Origin of the sequence: Sporosarcina sp. resist, assembly GCF_014302295.1 — a bacterium.
In the GTDB taxonomy this organism is placed as follows: domain Bacteria; phylum Bacillota; class Bacilli; order Bacillales_A; family Planococcaceae; genus Sporosarcina; species Sporosarcina psychrophila.
Genome location: NZ_CP060287.1, coordinates 1271936 through 1284930, shown reverse-complemented (window position 1 = coordinate 1284930; position 12995 = coordinate 1271936). Strand labels below are relative to the sequence as shown.

Annotated in this window: 10 protein-coding genes; 1 reads left to right on the top strand and 9 read right to left on the bottom strand. The window is 40.8% G+C overall.

Annotated features, from left to right (window positions below):
- Positions 1-71: 71 nt before the first annotated feature.
- The 6 genes from H7992_RS06400 to argC all read right to left on the bottom strand — a co-directional run bounded on the left by H7992_RS06400 (position 72) and on the right by argC (position 7518).
- On the bottom strand, positions 72-1613 hold the full coding sequence (locus tag H7992_RS06400; RefSeq protein WP_187046995.1) for an S-layer homology domain-containing protein: 1542 nt from the start codon (positions 1611-1613) through the stop codon (positions 72-74).
- Between the two features lie 173 nt (positions 1614-1786).
- Positions 1787-2734: a stalk domain-containing protein gene (locus H7992_RS06395; RefSeq protein ID WP_187046994.1), complete on the bottom strand. Its 948-nt coding sequence runs from the start codon at positions 2732-2734 to the stop codon at positions 1787-1789.
- Between the two features lie 617 nt (positions 2735-3351).
- Positions 3352-4521, bottom strand: coding sequence for an acetylornithine transaminase (locus H7992_RS06390; RefSeq protein WP_187046993.1), 1170 nt, complete (start codon positions 4519-4521; stop codon positions 3352-3354).
- Positions 4500-5279, bottom strand: coding sequence for an acetylglutamate kinase (gene argB / locus H7992_RS06385; RefSeq protein ID WP_187046992.1), 780 nt, complete (start codon positions 5277-5279; stop codon positions 4500-4502). The genes H7992_RS06390 and argB overlap by 22 nt, the downstream gene beginning before the upstream one ends.
- The gene (argJ, locus tag H7992_RS06380) at positions 5242-6468 is read right to left on the bottom strand and encodes a bifunctional glutamate N-acetyltransferase/amino-acid acetyltransferase ArgJ (RefSeq protein ID WP_187046991.1); all 1227 of its coding nucleotides are present in this window, start codon (positions 6466-6468) and stop codon (positions 5242-5244) included. The genes argB and argJ overlap by 38 nt, the downstream gene beginning before the upstream one ends.
- 15 nt (positions 6469-6483) lie before the next feature.
- Positions 6484-7518, bottom strand: a complete 1035-nt coding sequence (argC, locus tag H7992_RS06375) for an N-acetyl-gamma-glutamyl-phosphate reductase (RefSeq protein WP_187046990.1) — start codon at positions 7516-7518, stop codon at positions 6484-6486.
- 217 nt (positions 7519-7735) lie between these two features.
- On the opposite strand from argC, the gene H7992_RS06370 reads away from it, so the two are divergent.
- Entirely contained in the window at positions 7736-8515 is a 780-nt protein-coding gene (locus H7992_RS06370; protein ID WP_187046989.1) for an enoyl-ACP reductase FabI, read from the top strand.
- A 658-nt stretch (positions 8516-9173) separates the two neighbouring features.
- Here H7992_RS06370 and argH read toward each other — a convergent pair.
- The 3 genes from argH to H7992_RS06355 form a co-directional block, all read right to left on the bottom strand.
- The gene (argH, locus tag H7992_RS06365) at positions 9174-10502 is read right to left on the bottom strand and encodes an argininosuccinate lyase (RefSeq protein WP_187046988.1); all 1329 of its coding nucleotides are present in this window, start codon (positions 10500-10502) and stop codon (positions 9174-9176) included.
- A gap of 305 nt (positions 10503-10807) precedes the next feature.
- On the bottom strand, positions 10808-11911 hold the full coding sequence (locus tag H7992_RS06360) for a Ger(x)C family spore germination protein (RefSeq protein ID WP_187046987.1): 1104 nt from the start codon (positions 11909-11911) through the stop codon (positions 10808-10810).
- 2 nt (positions 11912-11913) lie between these two features.
- Positions 11914-12993 (bottom strand): GerAB/ArcD/ProY family transporter, encoded by a 1080-nt coding sequence (locus H7992_RS06355; protein WP_187046986.1) that lies wholly within the window; start codon positions 12991-12993, stop codon positions 11914-11916.
- Positions 12994-12995 lie beyond the last annotated feature (2 nt).

Sequence of the window (12995 nt, the reverse complement as noted above, 5' to 3'; positions counted from 1 at the left end):
TAGATGGACCGTTTTAATGAAAAAAAGACGGTGAACCAATTTCCCAATCGGTTCACAATCTAGTGTAGTGGTTATTTCAAATATCTTCTTGAGCCCGCATAGTTTGCTTTGTATGGGTGTGTATCAATGGATACAATTTCCACGTTTCTGCTTGAATTGGGTGCGTGAATCATCTGACCTTTTCCGATATACATGCCGACGTGATAGACCTTCCCTTTGCCTTGATTGTACGCAAAAAATAGTAAATCGCCCGGTTGCATACTTTTCCTTGCAACAGGTGTACCATTCACCGCCTGGACGAATGAATCACGCGGAATCATGATGCCGTGATTTTTGTAAACCGAATGGATAAGACCCGAACAGTCAAAGCCAAAACCTGATATCCCTGACCAGATGTACGGAAGTCCAAGAAACATCTTGGCACTATCGACGATATCTTGTTGAGTCGGTTTTGGTATTGCAGCAAAGTTTTTTACGACTTTTGCATCTTTCTTACGCAAATATTTCACACCATTGGCAGGCGTTTGAACGTGTAACCAATCCCCTTCTTCCTTAATGACAGGAAGCATTGTTGTGTAGCTGATATCCATGAACTTGTTGGCCTTTTTCGGTTCATTATAAAGAGTAGCGATATTCGTATCAACGATTGCTAGTTGGCAATCCGTATAATCAGTCGTTATTTCCGTCACATGAGATTTCGGAACCCATCCTGGATATCCCGCTTTATTCCTAGGCGTGTATTGGTCCTTTACAGCAATTTCATGCCAGTTTCCGCTACTTTTTAGAATAACAACTTCTTGCCCATAAAGGGCTTGTGTATCTGTTTTTCCAACAAGCCATAATTTTTGACTGACAGACATGCTTTTCGCCCACTTTTGAATGTCGGTAGGATTAGAAATAGAAGGACGGTCCACTACACGATTGTTGTTCGGTGATTTCCATAAGTTTGTCACCTGCACAGCAACAACTGCCGTCTTTTTACCGTCAGACTTATAGCAGACAGGCTGTTTTTTAAATTCTGGGTTCAGTATTCGTGCGAGAAACACACCGAAACTCGCTTTTGTAATGAATGCTGTTGGCTTATATGTATTGTTTGGATAACCCGTTGTGATTTCATTAGCGAAGAGCGTTTTAATAGAATCAGACGCCCAGTATGCCGAATCGACATCTTTGAAAGTCTGTTCTGTTGTTCCCTTCAACTCAAAAGCCTTGACTAAAATCGCTGCCATCTGTCCCCTTGTTAACTTATTGTTCGGCATGAACTCGCCCTCAGCATTACCGTTGACGATACCTTCATCGGTTATTGTCGCAATGATGTCGTATCCCTCATCTTCTGGAGTGACGTCGGTGAAGTTTGGATCGGGTCGGTCTACCGTTTCGAGTCCTAACGCCCTAATAATCATAGCTGAAGCTTCAAGGCGCGTAATTTCTTCATTCACCCCAAAGTTTTGTGCCGGGTCTGCAAAGATAATACCGCGCTCCGCCAAAAAATCTAATTCTGCTTTCGACCCGTACTTATCATTGACGTCTTTAAATAATGGTGCCGCAGAAACATTGCCGAATGTAGCGAACATAACAAGCAGCCCAGTAAAAAATACCATAATCTTTTTCATCAAACATAAACTCCTTTTCTAGTGAAAGATTGTATATTAACAGTACAGGAGATTGAACATTCTGTATAGTGGTTCTTCATGAAATAACATAGAAAAAAGCCTGAAACGCCTGACCTTTTACAGGGCAGTCCCATCGTTTCAAGCTTTTTTTCATATGCCATGCTTTTCGATTGTTAGTTTTGGATTAATAGCTCCAAGAAGTCTTCTGAAACGTATGTTTTCATACCTTTCAATTCTGGTGCAACTTCGAATTTACGAATGCTTTTATTATAACCATACATGTTGTCGCCTCGTTTAATAGTGAATGAACTGTTGTCTAATGTAACAAGTGCACCATTTACTTTTGGTTGAGAAAGAACATGATAACCAAGATGCTCAGCGACTATACGAAGTGGAATCATCTTAACGCCATTTTTCATGTAGTGGTCGTTAGCGATGATGTCTTGTAAGCCTGTTGATACTTCTGGTTTTTCTTCCGGCTCAACTTCAGGTGCTTCTACTGTTGCATTATCCAAAGCAATAATTTTAGTTGGTGGTGTTTGTGGTGGTAGGCTTCTCGTTGTGATTGAGTAAAATACCATCAATTCTTTACCGTTCAACTCTTTCAATTCGATTGCTTTACCTTGTTGATTGAAAAGAGGCGTATCTTTGCCGATATTCAATTTCAACTCGCCATCCAAGCTTAAGAATTCTTTGTCAAACTGGCTGACTTTCACTTCACCAAAAACTTCTTCATCGTTTAAAATGACAATTTCAGGTGTCACTGTTGCCGGATAAATCAGGATCATAGGTTTATTTTTATCATAATAGGCTGAAACAGTTGCACCCTTTTTAAAGTCTGCTGGTTTTAAAGATTTTGTCGTCCCACTATTAAATAGCAAGGAATTATCATTGATGCGCAAAATCGTAATCATTTTATCTTCATTTTCAATCGTTACACGAATTCCCTCTTCTTCTTTTTCAATTTCTTGAATGACACCCGTAGCTTTCATAAAGTTTGTCGTAACTTGTTCTTTTTCACTAATGGCTTGTGTAGTATCTTCTTGTGCTTGTGCTGAATAGCCACCCACTACGCTTCCTGCTAATAGTGCTGCCAATGCGATTGTACCGATTTTCTTCATAATATCTCTCCTCACTTTTCCTTATTCAATTGATTAGACGGAGGACGATGGAAGAAGTTTCATTTTTTTTGGCGGGGCCATTATGGGATATGATCGGTCGGTCGGGTTATATGATCGGGGCGCGGGGGTTATGATCGGGGCGACGGATTTATGATCGATACGGCAGGGTTATGATCGGGACACCGGATTTATGATCGATGCGACAGGGTTATAATCGGGACGCGGGATTTATGTTCGATGCGACAGGGTTATAATCGGGACACCAGATTTATGATCGATACGACTGGTATATGATCGGGTTGCCAGATTTATGATCGGGACACCGGGGTTATGATCGATACGGCAGGGTTATGATCGGGACGATGGATTTATGATCGATACGGCAGGGTTATGATCGGGACGCGGGATTTATGATCGGTGCGACATGGTATATGATCGGGTTGCCAGATTTATGATCGGGCCGCTCTTTTTGCATCATTGGGTATGCTTGTCAATTGTATGAACGTTTCGTTTCAAATACAAAAAGACCCGCTACTTTTAGCGAATCCTTTTGTTTTAACCTTCAGACTGAGGTCTATTGAATAGCGCTTCACTGAACGCCTTAATTCAAAAGTTCATTACGTTATTGCCGTTTTTTCGGGGAGTAGAACTGCTGATAGAATATCCACAGCTTGGTCGATTTCTTCGTATGTAACCGTTAACGGTGGTAATAGTCGAATGACGTTAGCTCCTGCTTGAACGAGCAGTAAACCTGCTTGTTCTGCCTGTTGAATGAATGGCAGAATCTCCTCTTCGCATTCAATACCGAGTAACAGACCCGCCCCACGAATAGAAAACTGGTCTTGCGGCAATAATGCCTGCACTTTTTCAATCAAGTAAGTCGATTTGTCTTCTACTTCTTGTAGAAACTTCTTCTTAAATACAATATCGACAACTGTTTGTGCAACTGCAACGGCCAGTGGATTACCTCCAAATGTCGTGCCATGCGTTCCTGGGCCGAATGAAGGCAAAAGCTCACTTGATCCAAGCATGGCACCAATCGGGAATCCACCGCCTAATCCTTTGGCAAGTGTAATGATATCTGGTTCAAGGTTTGTCTGCTCATAGGCATATCGCGTTCCCGTACGGCCAATGCCCGTCTGTACTTCATCGACAATGAGTAAAATACCTTTTGACTTACAGATATCTGTTATTTTTTGTGCAAAGTCCGGGTCAATTTGGTTGACGCCACCTTCTCCTTGAATAACTTCTAGCATAATTGCGGCTACATCGCCGTCAATTGCAGCTTCCAGTTGTTGTTCGTCATTGTATGGAATGATACGAAATGTTTCTAGCAGTGGACCGAAGCCCTCACGAACCTTCGCTTGCCCAGTCGCAGACATGGCGCCGAATGTCCGGCCATGAAAGGATTGTTCGAAGGTAATGATGACGTTTTTCTGTGTATGCTTTCGAGCTAATTTAATGGCTGCTTCATTTGCTTCAGCACCGCTGTTACAGAAAAAAGCATGGCTGAAAGGTGTATCCTTTATAAGCTTAGCTGCCAACAGTTCCTGCTCGGGGCTTTCGAATAAATTTGAGACATGCCATAGTTTTTCACTTTGCTGTTTGACTGCTTCAACGAGCGCTGGATGTGCATGACCAAGACTGACGACCGCGATTCCACTTATGAAGTCGAGGTACTCTTTTCCTTTATCATCCGTCACGACTGTACCTCGCCCTTTTACAAGATGAACTGAACGACGTGCGTAATTTTGAAATAGCGTAGTCAAATGAAAACCTCCTCGCATTTAATTATGGTACCTTCTAATTGCTGTCCGACAATTTGCACCGATGGAATACCTGCATCTAGACAATCAAGTGCAGCTTTCACTTTCGGTAACATGCCTCCGTATATTTCGCCTGTTTCGATCCACTGGACAATTTCGGTCGGTGATGCCGTTTGTTGAACACTTCCTTCTATTTGAATGCCAGGAGTATCCGTCACAAGAAGCAGGCTGTCTGCATTTATTGCCAGAGCAATCTTACTTGCGACTGTGTCCGCATTAATGTTGAGAGGAGCTCCATCTTCTGTTGCACCGATACACGAAATAACTGGCACAAGCCCATCTTTAAGAAGTGTTTCTATTAATTCGGTGCGGACATCCTGGATTTCTCCTACAGAGCCGTACAGTTTTTCATTCAACACTTTACATGTTAGGAGATTTCCATCGTATCCGCTAAGGCCAATCGCATCGATGCCACCTTTATTTAATTGATGGACGAGGGCTGGATTCACTTGACCTATTAATGTCGATTGAACTATCCCCACCGCTTCTTTCGACGTTACACGGATACCGTTTACTACGGATGATAACACTTTATTTCTGGCAAGTTCTTTATTAATAAAAGGTCCGCCTCCGTGAACAAGCACTACATCATTACCGGCTTTTTGCAGTTGTATCATATTCTTGAAAAAGTCTTCATTTAACCCTTCCAGCATACTTCCACCGAGCTTTATTACCATTCGTTTACGAGCGATACGTTGCATTGATTTGGACATAGTCATATGTTAAATCGCACCCCCATGCTACTCCCTTACCAATTCCCTGATGAAGATCCACACTAATTTTCACTTCCGGTTGTTTCAAATAGATCAGCAGTTGCGCTTCCAAAAATGGGACAGGCTCCCCGTTTTCAACAACAGTTGTTGAACCGATTTTAATTTTTATGGCATTCGGATCCAGCGTGGCCCCACTATAGCCGACAGCCGCGATAATTCTTCCCCAGTTGGCGTCACAGCCAAAGATAGCCGTCTTCACAAGCGGTGAACCAACCACCGTTTTAGCAATTTTACGTGCTTCGATATCCGTAATCGCTCCTGATACTTCGACTTCAATAAGCTTCGTCGCGCCTTCTCCATCTTTCGCAATCATTTTCGCAAGGTCTTGAGAAACAGCATGCAATGCTTCCGTGAATTGTTCCCAGTCCGGATGTGCCGGCGTCAATGAATTATTCCCTGCCATCCCATTTGCCATTACGAGCACCATATCGTTTGTAGATGTATCGCCATCTACTGTAATCGAGTTAAACGTCAAATCTGTCACCGTTTTGAGAGCAGCTTGTAGATGAACTGACTCAATCTTAGCGTCCGTTGTGATGAAACCAAGCATTGTTGCCATATTTGGATCAATCATCCCCGATCCCTTTGCAGTTCCGGCGATAGTGATCTTTTTGCCATCAATCACTGTGCTGTATGCTGTATTTTTTGTTACGGTATCTGTCGTTAGAATCGCTTGTGAAAATAGAATCGAACCTTCTAATTCAGAACTTGGCTCAAGTTTTTGAATTCCCTTCACAATCGGTTCCATTCGCATCATCTCACCGATAATTCCAGTCGATGCAACTCCAACTAACGCAGGCGCAATACCGAGTTTCTCTGCCGCTTTTTGTTGCATGAGACGGGCATCTTTCAATCCTTGCTGGCCTGTACACGCATTCGCATTTCCCGAATTAACAATGATCGCCTGCATTTTCCCCGATTGCTGCATCGCTTCTTTTGTAACCATTAGCGGTGCCGCTTGAATTGCATTCGTTGTAAATACACCTGCAACATTTGCGGGTACTTCACTAACGAGTAATGCCAAATCATTTTTCTTATGTTTAATTCCACAATGGATGCCCGTGGCTTTAAAACCAATTGGGGACACGATGTTATTTCCCGATATGCGCTTTAGAGCTAAAACTGTTGTCGTCATAATACTCCCCCTAAGTTAGATGAATGCCGGGACAAGTGACAAGCCGGTTATTTCCTCGAGACCGAATTGAACGTTCATGTTTTGAATGGCTTGCCCTGCTGCCCCTTTGACTAAGTTGTCGATGACAGAAACGATTGTTGCCCGATTCGTCCGCGGGTCCACTTTCACAAGGAGATCACAATAGTTTGAGCCGTATACTTGATTGGTTCCAAACTTATCTTTTTCTTGCATAACACGAACAAATGGATGATTAGCATATGCTTCTTTCAGACAATCAATGAGGTGAGCTTCTGTTACCCCCTCCACAACTGGTGCATAACTCGTCGCCAGAATTCCTCTTGTCATAGGAACAAGATGTGTACTAAATGTGATAGGTGGAATTTCTTTTGCAAAGAATGCCAACGCTTGCTCAATTTCTGGAATATGCTGATGCTGATTTAATTTATAGATGGCTGTATTTTCATTTGTTTCGCTGAAATGTGTCATCTGACTAGGCTGATTGCCAGCACCGGATACGCCGCTTTTTGCATCGATAATTAACTGGCTTGCATCGATTGCATTTTCTTTCAATAATGGCAATAGCGACAACAGAACCGCTGTTGGGTAACAACCCGGATTGGCAATTAACTGCGCTTGCCGGATTGCCTCATAATTCCATTCAGTCAATCCGTATACGCTCTGCTCAACAGCTGACGCCGGTGCTGGTTCTTTTTTATACCACTGCTCATATTGAGACAGATCTTTTAAACGGAAATCTCCCGACAAATCGATAAGCTTCGGTCCTTTTCCGATTAACGGAGGAAGAAGTTTGCTGGCAACACCAGCTGGAGCACTTGAGAATACGACATCGAATTCCGCTAACCTGTCTAGCTCTATTTTTTGAAGTGGCTGATTGACTATATTCATAAGATGTGAATACTTATGTGAAAAAACTACACCTTCTTCAGATGAAGTGAATAATTCAATTTGTTCGACTTTTGGGTGGTTATGCAGTAGCCGGATGAGCTCAAGTCCACCGTACCCTGATGCGCCAATGATTCCTACTTTCATTACAATCACCCCTGTTTATAAGTTATTCTTATTATATGTATGCATAATTATAAAGTCAACTGTATTTTTATTTATGTTTGAATTATGTATCTTTGAATACGTTTTCATTTTTATGTAATGGCTATTCACAACTTCTGAACAAATGTGCTATAATTCTTTTAGCATCTGGTACTAATAATAGGTATATAAGATTTTATTACCTACTCAGGAGGTTACTATGGACGATTTACTTAAAATTAAAGGTAAGAACATTGTTGTAATGGGCGTGGCAAATGAACGAAGCATTGCTTGGGGCGTCGCAAAAACACTTTTTGCAGTCGGTGCAAATGTTATTTTCACATATAGAAAAGAGCGTTCACTTGCTAAACTTGAAAAACTATTAAGTGCAGCCGGTTTTGAAGCAAAACTGATTGTGCAATGTGATGTAAATGAAGATGAAAGTATCCATGAAGCATTTGGGAAAATTGGCGCTGAAGTCGGTACAATTCACGGAGTTGTCCATTCACTTGCATTTGCGCATGCAGAAGATCTGAAAAACGACTTTGTTGAGACTACGAGAAGCGGATACGCATTTGCGCAGGATACGAGTTCTTATTCACTCATTGCGACTGCTAGAGAAGCACGTCCATACATGACAGACGGTGGTTCGATCGTAACAATGAGTTATTTAGGCGCGCAACGTGTGCTTGATGGCTATAATGTGATGGGTGTTGCTAAAGCAGCGCTTGAAGCATCTGTGAAGTACTTGGCGTTTGACTTGGGGAAAGAAAATATCCGTGTCAACGCAATCTCAGCTGGTGCGATTCGCACACTGTCTGCAAAAGGCATAGCTTCCTTCAATACGATTTTGACTCAAATTGAAGAAAACGCTCCATTAAGACGCAACGTCACACAAGAAGAAGTAGCGGACATGACACTTGTTACGTTGAGCAATCTGTCCCGCGGCGTAACTGGTGAAATCATTTATGTAGATGCTGGCTATAATATTATGGGTTAAGAAAATAGCTTGAAAGGATAAATTGTCCTTTCAAGCTATTTTTTTGTTTCGATATGAGGAGTGTTAACATATATCTCTGGGGACCAAGCATATAATCCCGCTTACCAATCATATATCCCACTAACCAAGCATATAACCCACTTACCAAGCATATAACCCACTTACCAAGCATATAACCCACTTACCGATCATATCCCCCGCTAACCAAGCATATATCCCACTTACCAATCATATATCCCACCAACCGAGCATACTTCCCGCTTACCAATCATATATCCCACTTAACAAGCATATCCCACACTTAACAAGCATATATCCCACTTAACAAGCATATATCCCACTTACCAAGCGTATAACCCACTTACCAAGCATATAAACCACTTAACAAGCATATAAACCACTTAACAAGCATATAAACCACTTACCAAGTATATAAACCACTTACCAAGCATATAATCCACTTACCAAGCATATAAACCACTTACCGATCATATAAACCACTTACCGATCATATAACCCGCCAACCAAGCATATATTCCGCCAACCGAGCACACTTCCCCCTAACCGAGCATATCCCTCCGCACACCGAGCATCCCCCCCACTCACATGCCACAACACAACATAAAAAGGACTGTCCTTTTTCAGACAGTCCCATCCTTTATTTCCCTACTTGCTTCATCAAGTGCTTATTCCCTTTTGTTATAATATTTTCATAATCAATATAATCATATATATCTTCCGTAATTTGCTCGCTAAACTTAGCCAACTCTTCGACTGTCAAATCCTCGATTGCTTTCTTCTGTTGCTCACAATAAATAATCAATCTGCCAACGATTTCGTGTGCATCACGGAATGCTGTTCCTTTGCCTACTAAATAATCGGCAACTTCTGTCGCGTTGAGGAAGCCCGCTTTAATCGCTGCTTTCATATTGTCCGCATTGACATGTAACGTATCAATCATTTTCGACATAATTTCGAGGCAGTCCATTACGGTATCCAGTGCGTCGAAAAATTGTTCTTTATCTTCCTGCATGTCTTTATTGTAAGTAAGAGGCAACCCTTTCAACGTCGTCAACAATGAAAACAAGGAACCATAGACACGTCCCGTTTTCCCGCGAATTAATTCTGCAGCATCAGGATTTTTCTTTTGTGGCATAATGCTACTTCCCGTTGAATAGGCATCTGCCATATCGATGAATTTAAATTCTTGGCTGCTCCACAAAATAAGTTCTTCACTCAATCGGCTCAAGTGCATCATAACAATTGAGAAATCCGACATTAATTCAAGTAAATAATCGCGGTCACTAACGCCGTCTAGGAAATTGTCCACTGGTTTTGCAAACCCTAATAACGCAGTCGTTACGTCGCGGTCGATGTTATGTGTTGTACCTGCAAGCGCTCCGCAGCCTAATGGGTTTTCATCCAAAATATCAATCGCATTGCCTACACGCTTTTTATCCCTTTTGAACATTTGTGCATAAGCCCCTAAATGGTGGCTGAACGTTACGACTTGCGCACGCTGTAAATGAGTATAACCAGGCATAATTACGTTGTTTGCTGCCCCTTTAGTATTCAGCGAATCGATAAGCATTTGCAGACTATCCATCACTTGCGCCGCTTTGCCTTTTGCATACAAGCGCATGTCCACAGCGACTTGGTCATTACGGCTACGTGCTGTATGTAGTTTCTTTCCTGTTTCTCCAATACGTTCCGTCAAATGCATTTCTACGAATGAATGGATATCCTCATAATTGCCTTCAATTTTAATCGCACCCGTTTCGATATCTTGCAAAATGGAATCGAGTCCACCCACAAGCAGATCGCCTTCTTCTGGTGTCAATAAATCACAGTGCACCAGCATCGTAACATGCGCAAAGCTTCCTGCAATATCCTCTTTATACAACCTATGATCAACAGGTAATGATGTATTAAATTGCTCCATTATTTCATCCGCACGACTTGTAAAACGTCCGCCCCAAAGTTTCATGTATAATCAACCTCTCGAATGTATTATTATTCATTTTAATGTATTATAATAATCATTCTACATGATTGCAACAATAATTACAGATTGACTGTATTGCAATAATTTGTATTAGTTATAAAAAGTGCAACCGATCATTGCACTTGTCATATCACCAATAGAACAATTTTCTTCACTTCTGTTAGTGAAGCATTTATTCGCATGAAATATTAGTGAGTAGGGCTTGGGAAGATCCATTTTCACTGGATCATCTCCCGTTCGCTTTCGATGAACTAATCACAACATATTTACCGTAAGACATGTGTGATTTACTTTATAATACCTGCGTTAAGAATTTTAAACTCCACATCTACCTTGTATTCTGCCGTTTCTATTATTTTCTCCGTTAATTCATCCGTCCATTTCCCTTTGTGATACATTCTAAAATTCTCACTAAATCCAACTGGGTCAACTTTCAATTCCTGTAACTTTTTCAGCAAATCTTCTATTTCTTTTTTTATGTGTTTGCTAATTTCTTTTTCAAGTTTTTTATTGTCCTCAACTTTACTAAGATTCCGGTCCCCCTTATATTCAACGACCACACCTTCTATTTCAAGTGAAATGGACAATTCAGGAGATTCAATATCTTTGTTACTCTTTACTTTCAATTTATTTTTAATTTGTTCAAGAAATAGTTGCTGATTCTGTCCACTTTCTTTGAATTCAACTGCAATTGGCGAAAGCTTTTGAAGTCCTTTCAACGCTTGAATTAGTAACGATTCCTGATTCGTAATCGTTTGAACCATTTTTTCATTATTAAACAAAGCGATACTAGTGATTTTAAGTGATTTTCCCTTTTTCTCTAAAAAAGGAACCATCGTATGATATATCGGACTTGTTTGGGTGTTCATGTACTCTTGAATCGTTGTAAAAGGACTAAAAGAATTATGGAGTTTAGGCTGAAACAAATCATTCAAATAAGCATCCAGATGTTCATTTTCAGGGTAATCGGCTTGTAGAATATCTTCCGCTCTATCTTTTACCACTGCAATACGAACTTTATTCCCAACTGTTGAATCTCTATAAAAATGTTCAATTACTTGCGTCATCTTTCCACTCTTCGCAAACTCTTCATTAACTAAAACTGTACGTAGCTGGTTTAATATAATCATTTTGTCTGCTTCTGAAGATATTTTGACAAGACCTTCTTGTATCATCTCTGTGTTAACTGAATATACTTCCGTTAGTACTGGAGACTCGCCCATTGGTTGGGGTATCGATACGGTCATCCACATTTCTTTATCATTCACGTAATCGAGGGCAACGCTACTGACTAACGCTAAATCTTCCACGGAACCCCGCTGGCCATCTTGCGTGCAACCTGCTATGAATACGGAACATATAATGAGCAGTCGTAAATTAATTTTCCTCATCTCTATCCCTCGTTCTTTTTTTGTTTAAGTACGTGGATTATACATAATACAGCTGGCCATATAAACAGCGCATACATAACATAAAAAACACGTTCAAACAACAGCTTTTGAAACTCTTCCATAAACGGAAATTGGACAATTACGTAGACGAGCGCTGCTAAAATATATAGATGTGCCTTCTTAGATGTTGAGCGAATTGAATCTAACCCTCTCTTTGCAACCCACAAGTAAGCAGCAGTCGTTGATAAAATAAGAAACACCCACATCGTCATGGCTAGAACGTCGATTCGTTCAAGAAATGATAATTCTACTTCTTTAAATAATCCTAAAACGGGATACAAAACATTTTTAAGTTGCCAATCCGAATAATACATTACACTCACGAAGGTGAATGCAAAAGTGAACAAAACGGATATCCATATTCCAATTGAAACATGTTTCAATGTTTTTTTTTGATTGATGATATGTGGAAAATAAAACAATATTAATTCGAAACCGCCAACCGCTAGTAACCCTTTTTTAGTTGCTGTGTAAAACTCCTGCTTATTGAAGTTAAAAAAAGGCATCATATGACGAATATCCCCCGCAACAAACCCCCATTTCAAAAAGTAAACGGATCCTATTGTTAAGAAAAAGGCCATGATACAAAATCGTGCGATTGATTTAATTTCGCCGCTTACGATGTAAACGAGCAAGAGTAAAAAAATGAGTAGAGGGCCTGTAATTGTACGGTCTATAAGTGCACTAACTTGGATTAATTGAAAGTAACTTGCGCAGACGGCTGCTATCACAATGATGAAATAGACCAGCAGAACAACATTTAAACTCTTCCCTAGCCATTTGCCAAGCAGTTTTTCATGAATGGCGAATAAATTATCGTCAGTATATTTTAGACCGAGCCATATCATCGGAATGAGTGCGATATTCGCGATAATCCCAAACAATAGGGGCATCCACCACTGACTGTAGCCCATTGCGCTTATTCGATTCGGCAATGACAAGACAGTGGTGCCTACAATCACATTTTGAACAAGAAACACGACATGGTAACTATTCAGTACTTTTAATTTAGTATTATCCATTA